The 18,359-nt window shown below is 65.0% G+C and carries 14 protein-coding genes; 6 read left to right on the forward strand and 8 right to left on the reverse strand.

Translation table 11 applies throughout. From position 1 onward, the window contains the following. Positions 1–65: 65 nt before the first annotated feature. On the forward strand, positions 66–2,702 hold the full coding sequence (locus tag ACQR1L_RS04745; protein WP_434856774.1) for a MobA/MobL family protein: 2,637 nt from the start codon (positions 66–68) through the stop codon (positions 2,700–2,702). Positions 2,703–2,959: 257 nt separating this feature from the next. On the opposite strand, the gene ACQR1L_RS04750 is transcribed toward ACQR1L_RS04745, so the two are convergent. Beyond that, complete coding sequence (locus ACQR1L_RS04750; RefSeq protein WP_434856775.1) at positions 2,960–4,543, reverse strand: ABC transporter substrate-binding protein; 1,584 nt, start codon at positions 4,541–4,543, stop codon at positions 2,960–2,962. A 385-nt stretch (positions 4,544–4,928) separates the two neighbouring features. On the opposite strand from ACQR1L_RS04750, the gene ACQR1L_RS04755 reads away from it, so the two are divergent. From ACQR1L_RS04755 to ACQR1L_RS04770, 4 genes are read left to right on the forward strand one after another with little or no spacing between them, the layout of a single operon-like run. Next, a complete protein-coding gene (locus ACQR1L_RS04755) occupies positions 4,929–6,572 on the forward strand; it encodes an ABC transporter substrate-binding protein (RefSeq protein ID WP_434856776.1) in 1,644 nt (547 codons plus the stop codon). 38 nt (positions 6,573–6,610) lie between these two features. Next, positions 6,611–7,618 (forward strand): ABC transporter permease, encoded by a 1,008-nt coding sequence (locus ACQR1L_RS04760; protein WP_434856777.1) that lies wholly within the window; start codon positions 6,611–6,613, stop codon positions 7,616–7,618. Then, complete coding sequence (locus ACQR1L_RS04765) at positions 7,615–8,457, forward strand: ABC transporter permease (RefSeq protein ID WP_434856778.1); 843 nt, start codon at positions 7,615–7,617, stop codon at positions 8,455–8,457. Before ACQR1L_RS04760 ends, ACQR1L_RS04765 begins: the two co-directional genes overlap by 4 nt. Further along, positions 8,436–10,145 (forward strand): dipeptide ABC transporter ATP-binding protein, encoded by a 1,710-nt coding sequence (locus tag ACQR1L_RS04770; protein ID WP_434856779.1) that lies wholly within the window; start codon positions 8,436–8,438, stop codon positions 10,143–10,145. The genes ACQR1L_RS04765 and ACQR1L_RS04770 overlap by 22 nt, the downstream gene beginning before the upstream one ends. A gap of 60 nt (positions 10,146–10,205) precedes the next feature. On the opposite strand, the gene ACQR1L_RS04775 is transcribed toward ACQR1L_RS04770, so the two are convergent. Next, positions 10,206–11,645: an FAD-dependent oxidoreductase gene (locus tag ACQR1L_RS04775; protein ID WP_434856780.1), complete on the reverse strand. Its 1,440-nt coding sequence runs from the start codon at positions 11,643–11,645 to the stop codon at positions 10,206–10,208. A gap of 22 nt (positions 11,646–11,667) precedes the next feature. Further along, on the reverse strand, positions 11,668–12,012 hold the full coding sequence (locus tag ACQR1L_RS04780) for a DUF3088 domain-containing protein (protein ID WP_434856781.1): 345 nt from the start codon (positions 12,010–12,012) through the stop codon (positions 11,668–11,670). A 284-nt stretch (positions 12,013–12,296) separates the two neighbouring features. On the opposite strand from ACQR1L_RS04780, the gene ACQR1L_RS04785 reads away from it, so the two are divergent. After that, complete coding sequence (locus tag ACQR1L_RS04785; RefSeq protein ID WP_434856782.1) at positions 12,297–13,112, forward strand: class I SAM-dependent methyltransferase; 816 nt, start codon at positions 12,297–12,299, stop codon at positions 13,110–13,112. Between the two features lie 456 nt (positions 13,113–13,568). On the opposite strand, the gene ACQR1L_RS04790 is transcribed toward ACQR1L_RS04785, so the two are convergent. From ACQR1L_RS04790 to ACQR1L_RS04810, 5 genes are all read right to left on the reverse strand, one after another. Next, a complete protein-coding gene (locus ACQR1L_RS04790; protein ID WP_434856783.1) occupies positions 13,569–14,519 on the reverse strand; it encodes a TauD/TfdA dioxygenase family protein in 951 nt (316 codons plus the stop codon). 216 nt (positions 14,520–14,735) lie between these two features. Continuing rightward, positions 14,736–15,515, reverse strand: coding sequence for an ABC transporter permease (locus ACQR1L_RS04795; RefSeq protein ID WP_434856784.1), 780 nt, complete (start codon positions 15,513–15,515; stop codon positions 14,736–14,738). Further along, on the reverse strand, positions 15,505–16,365 hold the full coding sequence (locus ACQR1L_RS04800; RefSeq protein WP_434856785.1) for an ABC transporter permease: 861 nt from the start codon (positions 16,363–16,365) through the stop codon (positions 15,505–15,507). The genes ACQR1L_RS04795 and ACQR1L_RS04800 overlap by 11 nt, the downstream gene beginning before the upstream one ends. Further along, positions 16,362–17,216 carry an ABC transporter ATP-binding protein gene (locus tag ACQR1L_RS04805; protein ID WP_434856786.1) on the reverse strand — a complete coding sequence of 285 codons (855 nt, stop codon included), beginning with the start codon at positions 17,214–17,216 and terminating at the stop codon, positions 16,362–16,364. The genes ACQR1L_RS04800 and ACQR1L_RS04805 overlap by 4 nt, the downstream gene beginning before the upstream one ends. Continuing rightward, a complete protein-coding gene (locus ACQR1L_RS04810; protein ID WP_434856787.1) occupies positions 17,213–18,295 on the reverse strand; it encodes an ABC transporter substrate-binding protein in 1,083 nt (360 codons plus the stop codon). The genes ACQR1L_RS04805 and ACQR1L_RS04810 overlap by 4 nt, the downstream gene beginning before the upstream one ends. Positions 18,296–18,359 lie beyond the last annotated feature (64 nt).

An 18,359-nucleotide genomic window follows, 5' to 3' on the forward strand; every position in this document is an offset into this window, starting at 1 on the left:
GTGGCGAAACTAAACTTCAAGGCGCCAGGGAACGCTCAATATACAAAAAGTTAAGCCCCTGTTCGATGGCGATCACATTTGCGAGATTAAGGGCAATCCTGCTGACGGTGTGCTCGGGTGCGGTCCGGGTGCTCGCCTACACCGCGCGCACGGCGATATACGATCCACGCATCGATAAGGTGTTCGACTATACGTCTCTCGCTGCAGACTTTGCCTGCGGCGGCATCATCCTCCCTGAGGACCACCCTCCCGAGTTCGTAGATCTCGATGCTCTTGCCGTGAACCTCGATCGCGCGGAATCCAGAAAGATCCGGACACCGCTGGCGGAACGAGAGCGCTTGCCTCAAGTCGGCCTGGCGCTGGTCGTCGCGCTCCCGCCACATGGCGAGCTATGGCTGCACGAGGCGGCCGAACTGATGCGGAGAATCGTGAGGCGGCCGCCGGGCTCGGAGGCGATTGCGATCCACTGGGCGATCCACGAGGCCGCCATCAATCGCCACGGGCACGCGTACTATGCCCTCCGCTCATTCGACGCCTGTGGCAATGCAGGTCCTCGCATTAGGGATCTCATGGCGCGCCATCGATCCACAATCCTTGGCACCGGCATCGTCGAGGCTGTCGATTGGCCGTCGCTGGTCTGGGAAACACAGCAGGCATTTTTCGAGGAGCTCGGCCTCAACCTCGTGGTGGATCCAATTGCCCCTGCCCCTGGTACGCATCTCCCACCCGTCGTCTACGCCAACGGCGCGATCCACAATGAGCGAACGAGAGCGCAAGTCGCCCGCTCGCGCGAGGACGCATACGCGGAAAACCTCGAGGTAATTTGCGGAGAGCCGGTACGGCTCGTCGAAACGCTATTGCGTGGGCGTTCCTCGATGCGTGTTTCCGAGCTCGAACGGCTATGCGCAAAATTCGTCGATCATCCTGCCGATAAACTCTCTGTCATCGAACGTATCCTGACCAACAGGGATATCGTGGCTCTAGCTGAGGATGGTTCGGTCAAGCCACGGTACCTAACAAGTCGCCGGGTCATCGACTTGATCGCGGAAGCCACCGAATTCATCGATAGTTCGAGCGAACGGCGGCTGGCGACCTTCACCGCGGCCGATCAAAATTCGCTCGTCCCACTTATTGCCAGGCACTATGATGCCGAGAGGCGATCGGATCGCCCCGTGATCCTCGGTCATGCGCAGGCAGAGTGTGAGGCGACAGGCTCCGCACTTGCAGCCCACGCGCCAATTGTCGGCACGGTCGACATGGCCGTGACAGGCCCCGACCACCTCCGCGCGATTGGCCGTGAACGAGACCTAGTCATTCGTCCCGGACGGACTATTATTGTACCGCATGCCGAGCGCATCGACGATCAGCGTCTGGCTCGGCTGCTAAAAGAAGTACAGAAACAGGGAGCCGAGATCATTCTTGGTCACGACCAAAGCAGCCAGCTCGGGATCGTCGACCGCGGTCTAGCTGCGTACGCCGCAGATCGGACACGCGAACACACCGAGAGCTACGGAAAAGACGACGTAGAACGCTTGTTGAGAGCTGGATTGATCCGGCTAGCACTCGACACGATGGCGGATCACAAAGTCCTACGGTTCGACCATGATCACAGTCCGAAAGCCCATGAGGCAGCGCTTGTCATAGCCTGCCAGGATCGACCTCGAGTAAACGAACTCGCCCACTTGATCAAAGCGCAGCGCGTACAGGCCAACGGTATCGAGCCGGCGGAAGAACTGATGACGTTTCGCGGAACACTTTCTTTGTCGGTCGGCGAATGGATCGTCACCACCGAGCCTTGCGAAACCCCTCATCTCGAGGTCGGTCAGTTTGCGCAGGTTGTAGCCATCGCCCCATCGAAGAGCGCGATCGAAGTAGCGCACCAAGGGGACATCAAACGGATCAACCTCGAGAGGTTTGCGGCAATCAGATCGGCAACCACGGTCACCATGAGGGAAGCCCGCGCCCTTCCCAAGAATATCCCGCTTGCTGTCGAGCTTACTGGCCGTCGGCATATCTGGGCGGCTCTGCTCCTCGTCGCCAGACGGCATACTCACGCTCAGCTGCACATCGATACCGCGCTCGCTCGTTCGGTCGAGGAACTGGCCGATATTGCGAAGCGCTCCCTGCCGGCGGCACTGCCACATCAACGCGTAACCATGACAGATCTAAACGCAGACACCGAACATGTTTCGCGACACCAGCCTGAATTGGAAGAATTCCCAGCGCCTGAGGGCGATCTCAGCGCAACTGTTGGAAGCCGGTTTGAACCTGAAGCTTTCCCGCAGGCGCCCTTCGTCCATCCGGCGGCGCCACGGCCGATCCATCTCGAAGAGAGCGTCCGCAGCATGATCGCGTCCGATCCCGTCGCTTACGAGGGCTACCGTCTGCTGTATGATCACGTCGGACCACACAATCCCAATAGTCGTCAGAACACGGAGCGTATGCTACGCCTATGCTACAGCGAGCTAACCGCGGCCCTCATTCGCCACCTTGCGGGTTGCGAAGCACAGCCGGCACGCGATGAGCTTAGCGAATTCGACCTTCCGCCCGAACTCTCTGAGCACGATCCGATCCGATGGACGCTCCAAGATGTTCAGCTGGCCAGACTCGACCTTCGAAGCGTAACCATTCCCGGGTCGGACTGGACCCTTAGGGCTCCGCGTTCGGAGCACGGTCGATTCTATCGATCGCCTGGGAGTTAGAGCGATATCCCATCTGCTCTTGAACAGGCCCCCCTATGAGTGTGATAGAGACAGACCTTATTAAGTATGGGGCGTGATCTAGGCTCTGTCGTTCGGTACGATCTGCATATGAACCATAGGTGATACCTTGTGTGTCGGATCGTACTAGGACGGCAGATTGCAAGACCCGCGCCCGAGTCCAAGACTTTCGGCTTTTCGCTGCGTCCAGACCCCTTGTGGCCCTTTTATCGAAGACATGGCGTCGTGGCGCCATGGTGCTATTTTTCAAAGGAGACGTCGGCGAAGCTCGCATTGATTCCCGTCACGCCGAGCGTGTGGTTCCTGAGCTTCTTGTTGAACAGCGTTACGCCATCGGGCGCAACCAAATGGATAGCCGCGACATCGTCATAGATCAGGTTCTGGAATTTGATCCATAGCGCCCGGCGCTTGTCGGGATCGGGCTCGACGGCGGCGTCCTCGAGCAGCTGGTCGACGGCCGGGTTGCTGTAGTGCGAGGCGTTCGAGAACGGCAGGCCGATCTTGAAGTTCTTCGACCAGAACGCACGCTGAATGCCCGGCGTCGGATCGAAGGTGTTTGACAGCGATTCCAGCGTGATGTCGAACTCGCGGCCGGCATAGGCCTTGTTGATGTAGGTCGAGAAGTCGAAGAACTGGAAATCGACGGCGATGCCGAGCTTTGTCAGCGCCTGTTTGACGAAATCGCCGGCCGCCTGCAGATTGAACGGGTTGGCATAGAGTCGGATCGGAAAGCGGGTGCCGTCGGCCTTCTTCGGGTAGCCGGCCTCGTCGAGCAGCTTGTTGGCTTTCGCCAGGTCGAGCGGATACGGCTTGATCGAAGGATCGACGAAGTCGGCCAGATCCGGGCTGACGGCCGACGGCGCCACCTTGCCGTAGCCGAAATAGACGAAGTCGAGCAGCCGGCCATAATCGATCGCGTGCGCGATCGCGAGCCGCACCCGCTTGTCCCGCAGGATCGGATTGTCGTAGTTGAAATACAGCTGCGTCATGCCGGCATTGTATTCGTAGCCGCGCGTCTCAGAGCCTAGATGCGGCAGCGCCTGCAGCCGGGCGAGGTCCGAGCGCGGCACGGGCGGTCCGCCGCCGAGGTCGATCTCTCCGGTCTCGAAGGCGACCGAGCGGGCCGCCTGGTCGGCGATGAAGCGGACGATGATGCGATCGAGATAGGGTTTGCCGGCATCCCAGTAGTTCGGATTGCGGTCGAGGATGATGTGGCTGCCCTTGACCCACTCCTTGAACACGAACGGGCCGGTGCCGATCGGAGCGCCGGCGTTCTTGTTGGCGAGCGGATCGGTGCCCTCGTAGACATGCTTCGGCACGATCGGCGACTCCGACGCATCGAGCGCCTTGAGCAGATACGGCGCCGGCTTGGACAGCACGATGATCGCGGTCAGCGGGTCGGGCGTCTGCACCTCCTGGACGAAGGCGAAGGTACCGCGCCCGCGCGGATGGTTCTCCTTCAGGAGCTTGATCGAATAGGCGACGTCGGCCGAAGTGAAGTCCTTGCCGTCGTGCCATTTCACATTGGGACGGAGCTTGAAGCTGTAGCGCAGGCCATCTTCGGTGACCGACCATTCGGTCGCCAGCGCCGGCTGCGGCTTGAAGCCGAAACCGTATGTCAGAAGACCTTCGGTCACCTTGGGCGAGATGCGCGTCGATGGACCGGCGGTGTGGGCGATCGTCACCAGCGTGGTCGGCTCCTGTTCGACCAGGAAGCGCAAGGTCCCGCCGCGGGGCGTCTCCGCCTTCGCTCCGACAGGCAGCCCCAACAGGAGTACCATCGTAAGACCCAGCGCATGTTGAACGAGCGCACGAAAGCTCATGGCACTGCCTCTTTTGACAGAATCGTTGATGCGAGACGTCGTCGCCTGAACGGCAAGCTCTACACCAGAGGCCATGTCCAATGCTTACTGATGAATAGCGGGAACACGGAATGATCATAGCGACTTGTTTGTCAGTTGGAGCATGAGCCTCTCGCGATGCCCTCCCGCGTTGCAGCTGCAGCGATCCTTGCCGCGCGCGATCCCTCCTGCCCCCGGCGCGACACAATGCACCACCGCAGTCATCAACTGAGTGATAGCAGCGCTGATGCGCCTGCGATCCAGAGACGTTTGTTGCCGGTCTCGTCCGAAATTTGGAATGGCCAGATCCCGGGATTTTCCCTTTGCTATGACGCTCGGACAATCACCCCAACCAACGGCTCACACCATGATCCCGCGCTTTCCTTCGCTCTCCCTCGCCCGACGACGCGTGCTGATGAGCGGCCTTGCGGCGGCCCTGGTCGCGATGACGGCCCTGCCCGCGGCCCATGGCGCCGGCGCGGCGAAGAACGGCGGCGACATCGTCTTCCTGATCGACTCGCTGGGCAGCACCTGGATCCCGAATAACAGCGCGATCTCGAGCTTCCAGGGCCATATCTGGGGCCACGTCACCGACAAGCTCGTCTATGTCGATGCCGACGGCAAGGTCAGCCCCTGGATCGCCGAGAGCTGGGAGCAGAACGAGGACGCGACCTCGTTCATCCTGCACCTGAAGAAGGGCGTGACCTTCTCCGACGGCACGCCGCTCGACGCCGCCGCCGTGGTCGCCAATCTCGACATCTGGTATGCGGGCCGCAAGAACGAAGGCATCAACCCGATCGGCCTGTTTCCGAAGACCTACAAGAGTGCCGAGGCGGTCGATGCCGCCACGGTGAAGGTGTCGTTCAAGGCGCCAACCTTGGGCTTCATCCCGACGCTCGGCTATCACGGCTCGATCCTGATCTCGCCGAAGACGCTGGCGCAGCCCGCCGGACAGCAGGCCGATCTCGGCAAGACCTCGGGCAGCGGCCCCTATGTGGTCGAGTCCTGGAAGGAAGGCGACTTCGTCAAGCTGGTCAAGCGCAAGGACTATAATTGGGGCCCTGCGGCCGTCGGCCACACCGGACCGGCCTTCCTCGATTCGATCACCTACAAGCTCGTCGCGGAGCAATCGCTGCGCGTCGCCGCAGTCCAGTCCGGCCAGGCCGACGTCGCCTACAATGCATCCCCGCAAGAGCTGAAGTCACTCAAGGACGCCGGCTTCACCGTCGCAACGCCGCGCTATCTCGGCTTCGTCAACGGCTGGGCGATCAATACCAAGCTGGAGCCCTACAACGACGTCAAGGTGCGCCAGGCGCTGCAGGCCGCGATCAACCGTCAGGAGATCATCGACACCGTCTATACGCCGGAGTGGAAGCTCGCGACCTCGTTCATCCAGAGCAACGTGCCCGGCGCCACCGACCAGAGCGCGCTGTTGGCCTATGATCCCGACAAAGCCGGCAAGCTGCTCGACGAGGCCGGCTGGATCAAGGGCGCCAACGGCGTCCGCAGCAAGGACGGCAAGCCGCTGACCTTGACGCTCTACTCCAATCCCTACCTCGCGACGGCCAAGCCGGTCGACGAGCTGATCGCCCAGCAGCTCGGCAAGGTCGGCTGGAAGGTCGCCATCCGCGCCTATGACGTCGTGACCTTCGGCGAAAAGGTCGCGTTCGGCGGCCCGGCGGTCCCGGCCTATGAGGTGACCCGCAGCTTCATCGATGCCGGCACGGTGGCGAGCATCCTGACCAACGCCAACAATGGTGAGAACTGGTTCGCGCTCGGCGACAGCGACGGCAAGCTCAACGAGCTGCGCGACAGGATTGCGAGCGCCGGCACCACCGAGATCCGCGCGCCCCTGCTCGACGAGCTGCAGCGCTACGTGCTGACGCAGGGATACTTCATTCCCCGCACGCAGATCGTGCAACGCATCTACGTGCAGTCGCCGCGGCTCAAGGGCGTGGTTTACAACGGCATCGCCTATGCCAGCTACTACACGGCGACCAAGGGTGAGTAGCCCGCGTTGCGGACAGGAGAGGTGAGGAGGCAGGCGGCATGAGCAATGCCTATCTCGGCTTTGCCGCGCGGCGGCTCGCCCAGGCCGTCGTCGTCATCCTGCTGGCCTATGTCTTCACCTTCGTGGTCGTCAGCATCCTGCCCGGCGATCCGATCACCAACGTGCTGCGCGATCCGCAGAACGGCTTCACCGAGCACGAGATCCAGCAGATCATCGCGGCCCAGGGTCTCGACAAGCCGGTGCTGGTGCAGCTCTGGACGTCGCTGACGCATTTCCTCGTCGGCAATTTCGGACTGTCGATGCGCTCCAGCCGGCCGGTCACGACGCTGATTGCGGAGGTTCTGCCCTCGACCTTGATCCTCGCGTCCTCAGGGTTCGCGGTCGCGCTGCTGCTCGCAAGCGCCATCGCTTACGGCACGCAGTTCGTGCCCAAGCGATATGGCCAGGGCCTGCTGCGCGGCTTTCCGTCGCTGTTCCTGTCGGTGCCCAATTTCGTCATCGGCCTGGTGCTGATCCATCTGTTCGGCTTCCAGCTCGGCCTGTTCAAGGTGATCGCGCCGAACAGCTTCTGGGCGACGTTGTTCGCAGCGATCGCGCTCGGCATTCCCGTGTCGGCGCAGATCGCGGAAGTCCTGATCGCCAATCTCGACCACGAGCGGGCGCAGGACTACACCAATGTGGCCCGCAGCCGCGGCCTCGGGCCAGTTCGTCTGTTCTTCAAGCATCTGCTCAAGCCGTCGTCGCTGCCGGTCGTCACCATCATCGCGCTGACGCTCGGTGAGCTGCTCGGCGGCTCGCTGATCACCGAGACGGTGTTCGGCCGCACCGGCATCGGCAGCCTGGTGCAGCGCTCGGTGAGCACACAGGATCTGCCGGTGCTGCAGGCGGTGGTCTCGCTGGCCGCCGTGGTGTTCGTGCTGGTGAACCTGCTCGCCGATCTCGTCTATCCGCTGCTCGACCCCCGGGTGAAGCTGATCGGCGCCGCCAGCCGGCGCCCGACCACCGCGGACGAGGCCGCCGTGCCTCCGCAGGCGGTGACGCCATGAGCCTCCTCACCTCCTCCGCATTCGTGCCGGCGACCAGCCGGCTGGCGGCTCTCAAAGTGCCGCCAACCGTCCTGCTGTCCTTCGCCGTGATTGCGCTCGTGATCGTCTGGTCGATCGCGCCCGGCCTGTTCAGCAGCTACAGCCCCGTCAATGGCGTGCCCGCCGACAAGCTGCTCGGCCCCAGCGCCGCGCACTGGTTCGGCACCGACCATCTCGGCCGAGACCTCTATGCGCGTGTCGTGCATGGCACGGCGTCGTCGGTGAGCTCCGCCCTGATCGCCGTCGGCATCGCCGCATTGGCCGGCGGCCTCATCGGCCTGCTCGCAGGCTTCTTCGGCGGCTGGGTCGACATCGTGCTGGCCCGTCTCGTCGACGTGCTGCTGGCGATCCCGCACTTCCTGCTCGCCGTGATCATCGTCACCGCGCTCGGCTTCGACACGACCAACGCGGCGATCGCGACCGGCATCTCGGCGGTGGCGGTGTTCGCCCGCGTCATGCGCTCGGAGGTGATCAAGACGCGGCAGGCCGTGTTCGTCGAGGCCTCGTTCCTGCTCGGCGGCTCGCGCTGGCACATCCTGCTGCGGCATGTGCTGCCGAACGCGTCGCGCTCGGTGCTGCCGCTCGCGGTGCTGCAGTTCGGCCTGTCGATCCTGGTGATCGCGAGCCTCGCCTTCCTCGGCTATGGCGACCCGCCGCCGGCCTCCGACTGGGGCCTCTTGATCTCGATCGGCAAGGACTATTTGAAATGGCCGTGGCTGGTCTACGCGCCGGCATTCGTCACGATCGGGACCGTGCTCTCATTGAACAGGATCAGCCGATGGCTTCGCCGGACCGACTGAGCGCCACATTCAGCCGCGACACTCACGAAGCGCCAGACTTGCAGCCGTCAGTTCCCCTGCTCCGCGTCGATGGCCTGTCCGTGTCCTACGGCCGACAGCAGGTCGTGTCCGGCGTCAGCTTCGAGCTCGGCCGCGGCAGGAGTCTTGCTCTGATCGGCGAGTCCGGCTCCGGCAAGTCGACGATCGCCCGCGCGGTGCTGCGGCTGCTGCCGAGCGGCGGTCAGGCGACCGGCCGTGTCGTCTTCGACGGCAAGGATGTGCTGGCGCTTTCGGAGCGCCGGTTCCGGCCGCTGCGCGGCCGCGCCATCGGCTTCGTGCCGCAGGACCCCGGCAATGCGCTGAACCCGGTGCGCACGATCGGCGCCCAGGCGCTGGAGGCCGCCGCGCTGCTCGACGAGCCGGACCACAGAGTCCGGCAGCAGCGTATCCTGGAGACGTTCGCGCAGGTCGGGCTCGACAATCCCCAGCGCGTCATCGAGTCCTATCCGCATCAGTTGTCCGGCGGCATGCTGCAGCGGGTGCTGATCGGTCTCGCGGTGCTGCCACGGCCGTCGCTGCTGGTCGCGGACGAGCCGACCTCGGCGCTCGACGTCACCATCCAGAAGCGCATTCTCGATCTGCTGTCGCGATTGCAGGCCCAGCTCGACATCAGCCTGCTGCTGATCACCCATGACCTCGCGATCGCCGCCGAGCGCACCGATGCGCTGGTGGTGCTGAAGGACGGCGTCGTGCAGGAGAGCGGCCGCACGGCCGCCGTGTTCTCCGCGCCGGCCTCGGCCTATGCGCGGAAGCTGCACGCCGATGTCCCGGCGCTCAACCCCGACCGTTACGCAGGCTTGCGCGCCTCCGGCGCCCGCAACCTCGCTCAGGGCACAGCCGCGAAGATCGCAGTCCACGCCGTCACCAAGACCTTCAGCGTCGGCGACAGGACGCTCACCGCCGTCGACGACGTGTCGTTCACCGTGCCGGCCGGCACCACGCATGCGCTGGTTGGCGAGTCCGGGTCGGGCAAGACGACGACGATCCGACTGCTGCTCGGGCTCGAGCAGCCCGACAGCGGCACGATCGCGGTCGCCGGCGAGACGCTCAATGGCCGCGCGCCGGCGGCGTTGCGTTCGGCATGGCGGCACCTGCAGCTGATCTACCAGAATCCGTTCACCTCGCTCGACCCGACCTGGACCGTCGAGCGCCTCGTGCGCGAGCCGCTGGACCGGTTCAAGATCGGCACAGCGGAGTCGCGGCGCGCGCAGGTCCGGCAATCGCTGGCCGATGTCGGGCTCGGCGAGCATCTGCTTGCTCGCAAGCCCGGCGCGCTGTCGGGCGGCCAGCGCCAGCGCGTGGCGATCGCCCGCGCGCTCGTGCTGCGGCCGGATGTGATCGTGCTGGATGAGCCGACCTCCGCGCTCGATGTCACCGTCCAGGCCGACATCGTCGAGGTGCTGCTGTCGCTGCAGGCGAGCCTCGGACTGACCTATGTGTTCGTGTCGCATGATCTGGCGCTGGTTCGCCAGCTCGCCCACACCGTCTCGGTGATGCATCGCGGCCGCATCGTGGAGCACGGTACCGTCGCCGAGATCTTCGACACGCCCCGCGAGCCGTATACGCGCGCGCTGCTCGCGTCGATCCCCTCGGGGGTGGCAGCTCCCGCGCACGCGCCGCAGCGCCGCGCGATGATCACGGCCGCCTGATCGACGTCAGCGACCTCACGATTGGGACGCCGACGCACCGAAGCGCGCCGGCTGTCACTCCTACTCGGCCGCAACGTTGAGCGGACCGCGCCAGATCGCCGATGCGTAGAGCTCGCCATTGAAGTCGGGATCGACCGAGCCATTGATGCGCGCCTCATGCGCCGCGAGGTCGTCCAGGAACAGATCGCGGCTGATCCGCGACACCACGCCCGGAATGTCGCGCTTGAAGCTCGGGACGTCGCCGACCGGCAGGCCGTAGCTGACGAAGGCGGCCGGATTGAACACGTGGATGTTCTTCAGGAACGGCGCACGTCCCGACTGCCTCTCCAGGTACTCATGCCCGGCCCCGAGATAGGGATAGCCGCCGAGACCATCGTCCTGCTCATCGGCCGGCGGCGTGAACCGGTCGCGCCACAGCAGGATGTCGTCTGCGAAGTCGGCGAGCTCCGGCCTGCGGTGCGCGTCGACGGTGAAACCGGTGCCGACGATGGCGAAGTCGAACTTGAAGTCGCCGCGTGGCGTCACCGCGATCCCCTGCGCACCTTCGACGCGCACATCCGTCCACGGCGAGGACAGATGCAGATGGAAGTTGCGATGCCGAGCCGCCCGCGAGATCGCATCCGGCGGCGGCGTCGAGCCGGCCTGGCGGAAGCGGATCGCCTGGTGCCAGCGGATGGCATCCGGCAGCGCGCCGTAATTGTCGTAGGCGCCGGGATAACCGCGGATGCGGATGACCGGCAGCGAGGCCAGCTCGTGGCGACGCGCAAACAGATGCACCTCGCTCGCCCCGCTCTCCAGCGCGACCGCCGCCGCATCGAATGCCGAGGCAGCGCTGCCGACCACCGCGACCGACTTGCCGCGCAATGCCGTGAAATCGATCGCCTGCGAGGTATGGGCATAAAACGACGCCGGCAGCTTGTGCGCGATCACTTCGGGGACGTAGGGTCCGCCCGCGCCGAGGAAGCCGTTGGCGAGGATGACCTTGCGCGCGGTTTCGATGCGCGCCGTGCCGTCTCGTTCCAGATGCAGCCTGAGATAACCGCTGGCCGGTTCGATCCGCAGCAGCCGCGTGCCATACTGGACATTGATGTCGAGGACTGAGCGGTACCAATCGAGATAGGCGGCCCAGTCGACCCGGGCGATCCGGTCGATCTCCGAATAGGCCGCTTCGCCGTGGCGCGCCTCGTACCAGGCCTGGAAGCTCAGACCGGGAAGGCCGAGCTCCGGCCCCGGCAGCGTCTTCGGCGTGCGCAGCTTGGTCATGCGCGCCGTGGTCAGCCAGATGCCGCTGCCGGCAGCGTTCTTCGCCGCATCGATCACCGTCACCTTGCCGATTCCGGCACGGCGTAGCGCGAACGCGAACGTGCTGCCGGAATGCCCGCCGCCGACCACGACCACGTTGTGGTCGACGCCGTCGCGATCGGGCACCCAATTCTGCGGATCCGGTCCGATCAGCCGCAGCGTCTCGCGTGCGGCCGCGTCGAGATGAGGTTGTGACATCTGTCGTCTCCAGAACTGTGGATCAGTGAATGTGCGGAAAGCCGTAGCGGTCCGCGAGATAGGCGAGGATGCGGCCGGGATCGTTGATGAAGCGCCGGCCATTGGCGATGTCTGCGTCGGCCGGCACCGGCTTGTCGTCGGCGAAGATCAGGACCGGCAAGGACTGATGCTCCCAGCCGATCAGCGCCACGACCGCTTCGCGCGGCCGCTCGAACGGCAGGCGATGAACCTCGATCTGCGTCGCAAGGCCTGGGAATGAGCCGAGCAATCCTTCGATCGCATTGCAGTGCGGACAGACGAAGAACCGTCCGGGATGCGCCTCATCGCGAAATCCGGGTGTGAGGAGGAAAAGCCGATCGCCGCTCATGACGTATGATCACCGAAGAACCGACGCAGTCGTTTGATCCTAGAAGCGATCGCAACGCGGTCAATGAAACAGAACAGGCTTTGTTTTCGCACTGTTGCAACGATCGACTAATGAGGACGATGATCGAGAAATAAACCATGTGCACGAGGCGTTCATTCTCGCTTCGCCCGCAACTACGCAAATCTATTTCATCGACAGCATCGGCACGGCACCGCTAAAGTTTCGATTTTCTCAGCCGGGTCGCTTCCCTTCCAAGGGCGTCCGGCACTCGAACGGATATCGCCATGTCAGATCCCCTCGCCGTCGTCAGCCTCCAACAGGACACGCCGGAGCTCGCCCGCGCCTATGAGCAGCTCGGCGTCATCCAGTTCAACCACGGCAAGCTGCTGCTTGAGGCGCTTTCGCTCAAGTCAGGAGAGCGCGTGCTCGATGTCGGCACCGGGACCGGCCGGCTCGCCGAGTTCGCGGCTCATCTCGTCGGCCCCAAGGGCCACGTCGTCGGCATCGATCCGCTGGACAGCCGCATCGCCATCGCCCGCCTGCGCCAGTCGACCAACCTCGTCTTCGACACCGGCCGCGCCGAGGACCTCTCCCGCTTCGCAGCCGGCGAGTTCGACGTCGTCTACTTCAACAGCGTGCTGCACTGGATCGCCGACAAGCTGATCGTGCTGGCCGAAGCCGCGCGGGTGCTGCGGCCGGGCGGCCGCGTCGGCCTCACCATCCAGGACCCCACCGCCCCGCACGAGTCCCGCCTGCTGCTGCGGCGCGCGGTCGCCGAGGTCGGCCTCGATGCCGGACGGCTCACCGCCCACGGCGTTCATGCCGCAACCGACGACGAGCTGCGCGCGTTGTTCGATCAAGCGGGCTTCGTCGGCTATCACAGCGAGCTGCGGACCCTGGTGGAGACGCATGCCAGCGCCGATCAGCTGCTCGGCTGGTCCGAGAGCAGCGCGTTCGGCAATTTCCTGGACGGCTTCTCCCATGCCGAAGGCAAGCAGATCCGCGCCGCCTTTGCGAAGCTGGTGGAGTCGCATCGGACTCCCGAGGGCCTGAAGCTCGCCCGCTATCTCCGCTACGCCTCCGCGCGCAAGCCTGAATAGGACCACATCAGCGATCGTCGTCGTTCCGGGGCAATCGTCAATGGGCAGACGCGCAGCGGCTGACCGTTGGCGATTGAACCCGGAACCTGGAGATGAGTTGGCGCAAGACAACCTCGAGATTCCGGGTTCAAGGCCTGCGGCCTTGCCCCGGAATGACGCAAGCTTATGACATCTTGAGATGCTGAGCTGTCACAGCAAACGATCTGCTCATCAGTTACTCCGTCATGCCCGGGCTCGTCCCGCCTGCGCGGCCGAAGCCGCTTCGGCGCGGCGAAGGCCCGGGCATCCACGTCGTTCTCAGCATGCCGGACGACGTGGATGGCCGGGACAAGCCCGGCCATGACGGCGTGGAGAGAAACGCGCAGAGAACCCCGACCGTCGTGCGAGTGTAGCAGCCACCGGCCGGGCAGCGGCATGCGTCTCCTCAAGCCGCCGCTCGAATACCGACAACAGACGCTACGCAGCTCGACTGGTCGGCTTCGTCGCCTTGACTCGGGTCACGCTCTGGCGGCCGTCGACACTGACCGGGATGTCGCCATCGATCGTCGCCCGTCGCACGATGCGGTGCTGGTCGCCGTAATCATTGACCGCGATGTGCTGGGTCGCACGGTTGTCCCAGATGGCGATGTCGCCGGCCTTCCAGCGCCAACGGACGGTGTTCTCCGGCGCGGTGATGTAGGACTGGAACAGGTCGAACAGCTTCTGGCCATCGGCCTTGCGGATACCGACGAAGCGCTGGACGAAATTGCCGAGCAGCAGCGTGCGCTCGCCGGTCTCCGGATGCACGCGCACGACGGGATGCTCGGTCTCGTAGATCGTGCCGGTGAACACCTCCTCGAAATGCTTGCGGTCAGCCTCGGTCGCCCGGCTCCTTGTCGCGGCATAATCATAGGCGTTGCTGTGCACGGCCCAGAGATCGTCGGCCAGCCGCTGCAGCGGCGCCGGGAGATCCTGATAGGCCGCCGCCGTGTTCGACCAGATCGTGTCGCCGCCGAATTCGGGAATCACGACGCCGCGCAGCACGGCGGCCTTGGGATAGGCGTCGACGAAGGTGACATCGGTGTGCCAGGAATCGGCGCGGCCGCCGCCGCGGGCGGAGTCGAGTTCGAGGATCGACGCCGTGCCCTTGATGGCGCCGACGGTCGGATGCGGGACGAGGTCGCCGAGCCGCTTGGCAAAGCGCTCCTGCCCGGCATCGTCGAGATGCTCCTGGCCGCGAAAGAAGATGACGCGATGCTGCAGCAGCAGATCGTTGATCTCCTTGATGAGCTGATCGGGCAGATCACCCGACAATTTCACATTGCGGATCTCGGCGCCGAGCCGGGCCGACAGCCTGGAGACGTCGGACGACTGGATCGACCGCGCTGCGGCTGGATTTGATTGCGGAACTGAGTGGACGCTGGCCATGCCGGGGCTCCCGATGCGTTCTTGATGTGTCGGGTCGCTGATCCTTGCATCTGAAATTGCGGAGTCAGGTCAGCGACACGCAGGGGAAGGCTATACGCAGGTCAGCAGAATTGGCTTTCAAACTTATCAGTTCCGAAAGAAGGGATCATCGTCGCGCGACGTCTGCGCTAGAACAGCGCGCTCCACTCGCGCTGCGCTGGCCGGTCCCCCCCTCGCTCACGCATTGCGCCAGCGCACCAGCCGATGCTCGATCGCTGTGGCGCTGCGGTCCACGATGAAGCCGACCAGGCCGACCACCACGATGCCGAGCATCACCAGCGCCATCTCGAAGCGCTCCCGCCCCGAGATGATCAGGCCGCCGATGCCGGGCCCTGCCGCCATGAAATACTCGGCGCCGATAGTGGCGAGCCAGGCATAGATCAAACCGAGATGCAGCCCCGTCAGCATCGATGGTAGCGCCGATGGCAGATAGAGCGACCACACCAGTTGCAGCGGGCTGAAGCGGAAGACCTCGCCGACCTCCTTCAGCTTCCCCGAGGTGGAGCGGACGCCTTCCACCGTGTTGAGGATGACGGGGATCGAAGCCGCCAGCGCAATGAACACGATCTTGGCGGCCTCGTCGAAGCCGAACCACAGCGAGATCAGCGGAATCCAGGCCAGCAGCGCGATCTGCTTGAGGCCGTTGAACCAGGTCGTGAAGATGCGGTCGGCAATGCTGGACAGGCCGAGCAGCAGGCCCACCACGATGCCGATGCCGGACCCGAGGGCGAAACCGAGCAGGTCGCGCCGCAGGCTGGTCGCCAGCGCATGCGGCAGCTCGCCGCTCGCGAGCTCCTGCCAGGCGACGCGCGCCACCTTCTCCAACGGCGGCAGGAATTGCGGGTTGACGAGGCCGGAATGGCTGCCGACCTCCCAGGCCGCGAGCAGCAGCAGCGGCAGAACGAGCCTGCGCCGCAGGCTGGTCGCCGCCGACCTCGCGATGGTCTCAGACGCCATCCGTGCGCCACCGCTGCAGCCGCGACTCGACGCCCGCCAGCAGCTTGTCGCTGGCAAAGCCGATCACGCCGATCACGATCATCGCCACCAGCACCGTGTCGAGCCAGAACATCTGCCGGCCCCAGACCAGGAGATAGCCGAGCCCCTCCGACGAGGCGAGCAGCTCAACGCTGACGAGCGCGATCCAGGCATGGGTCAATCCATAGCGCAGGCCGGTGAAGATCGGCGGCACCGCGCCAGGCAGCACGACATGGCGCAGCATCTGCAACGAGGAGAAGCGGAAGGTCTCGCCGACCTCGACCAGCGCGCGCGGCACGTTGGCGATCCCGGCGCTGGTGTTCATCGCGACCGGCACGAAGGCGGCCTTGGCGATGACGACGATCTTCAAGGTCTCACCGATGCCGAGCAGCAGCATCGCCAGGGGAATCCAGGCCAGCGCGGGCACCTGGGCGATCGCGGTGAACAGCGGGCGAACGTGATCGTCGACCCGCCGCGACAGTCCCATCGCCGCCCCGAGCACGAGCCCCGCGCCGGCACCGACCGCGAAGCCCAGGACCACGCGCAGCAGGCTGATGCCGGCGTGCTGCGCCAGCTCGCCGCTCGCGATCATCTCGTTCAAGGTATGCAGCACATCGGCCGGCCGCGGCAGGATCTGCTCGGCCAGCCAGCCGCGTTCGCTGCCGATGATCCAGACCGGCAACGCGACGGCCGGGAAGATCAGCAGCCATGCGGCGGCCTTCGCGCGCGTGATCAAAGCCGAAACCAACACATGGCCAGGCCATTCTCGCCAGCTCCGAGCAGCGAGTGCGCGCGTCGGGCTCAGATCAGTCTCGATGACCGCATCGCTCATGCATCACTCCGGCGGTCTTTGTCCGCGCCAGGATCGGTTGCGCCGTCATGCTCGAGCGTGCCCAGCACCTCGTTGCGGAGGCGGACCAGGTCGTCGTCGCTGCGCCCGCGGGGCCGGGCAGCGGCGACATCGAAGATGCGCGAGATACGGCCGGGACGCGGGGCGAGCACGACGACGCGGTCGCCGAGAAACACCGCTTCGTCGACGTCGTGGGTCACCAGGATCATGGTGATCTTCTCGTGTGCCCAGATGCGCTGCAGCTCAGTCTGCAGCCGGGCCCGCGTCAGCGCATCCAGCGCGCCGAACGGTTCGTCCAGCAGCAGCAGCCGCGGCCGATTGACCAGCCCGCGCGCGATCGCCGCGCGCTGCGCCATGCCGCCCGACAGCTGATGCGGATACGCCTCGGCAAAGCCGTCGAGGCCGACCAGCGCAATATGCGCCGCGACCGCCGCGCGCTTGTCGGCCTCGCTGATCGGCGCATTCTTCAGCCCGAGCGCGATGTTCTGGCGGACGGTCGCCCAGGGAAACAGCCGCGGCTCCTGGAACACGATGCCGCGATCCAGGCTCGTGCCGGTGACGGCGTCGCCGTCCTGGACGATGCTGCCCTGATAGTCGCGATCGAGCCCGGCGATCAGGCGCAGCAAGGTCGACTTGCCGCAGCCGCTGGGACCGAGCAGCGCCACGAACTCTCCTGGATGAACGGTCAGCGAGACATCGTCGAGGGCCGCGATCGGCGCACCATTGACGCTGAAGGTCCTGGAGACACCGCGCACCTCCAGACGGCCGCGCGCGGTCGCGGCCTCTCGGATCGGCGTCTCGACAGGGCCTGCTCGTTCAGCCGCAAGGCTCATTGGCCCGCCGCCACCGGCTTGCCGTCCGCGCCGAATTCCTGCCAGTACCCCGCCAGCCCCTGCTCCTTCAGGGCCTTGTCGAGGAAGCTGCGGTCGAACCAGCCGTCGATCTCGACATTGCGGCGGAGCAGGCCGAACTCCTTCGCCTGCCGTGCCTGGACGCGATAGCTCTCGATGATCGAGGCGTCGATGATCGGCGAGTTGCGGTATTTCAGCTCCTGGTCCTTGAAGTCGAACCGATAGCCCGACGCCGGGAAGCCGGAGCGCGCCGAAATCTCGAAGAATGCCTCGCGATTGGCTTCGTCCGACGACCAGCGCGCCGCGCGCACGATTGCGGAGACGATCTTCTGCGTCACGTCGGCATGTGCGGCGATGAACGCCTCCTGCCCGATCAGGGTCGATTGACGCTCATAGGCCGGGTTGTCGCCCTTGGTGGTGTAGATGATCTCGGCGATGTTCTTCTCGACCAGGCTCGCGAGCGGAAAGTTGCCGAAGGCAGCGTCGATATCGCGCGAGGTCAGGGCGGCATTGGTCGTCGCCGTGTCCATGTTGATGACCTGGACGTCCTTCTCCTGCAGGCCGTAGCCGGCCAGCACCTTCACCGCCGCAAGGTGGTTGTTGGTGCCGCGGAAGAGCGACACCTTGCGCCCCTTGAGATCTCCGACCTTGCGGATCGGCGAGTCCTTCGGCACGGCGAGATAGATCGGCGCATGCGCGCCTGCGGCCAGCAGGATCTTCGTCTTCAATCCGTTGGCGCGGCCGATGATCTGCGGCAGATCGCCCTGCAAGGCGAAATCGAGCTGATTGTTGGCGAAGGCCTCGTTGACCGCCGGACCCGCGCCCTTGAAGAACGACCACTCGATCTTGACGTCCGGCAGGTCACGCAGCTCCTGCTCGACATAGTGCTCGGCATGCGCGATGGCCGCCGACGACCCGCCGGAGAACTGCCGGTTGTCGGCACCGACCGAGGCGAAGCCGATCCGCACGGTCAGCGGCTCGGCTGCGGCCTGCGTCAGGCCGAGCAGACCGAGGGTCATCGCGGCCAGAAGCCCGATCGAGAATTGCATGCGCGTCGACATCACGTCTCCTGTCCTTCTGCTGATCTGGCGGACCCCGGCAAGGCATCGAGACGAAGGGTGTCGC

Origin of the sequence: Bradyrhizobium sp. HKCCYLR20261, assembly GCF_051168435.1 — a bacterium.
In the GTDB taxonomy this organism is placed as follows: Bacteria; Pseudomonadota; Alphaproteobacteria; order Rhizobiales; family Xanthobacteraceae; genus Bradyrhizobium.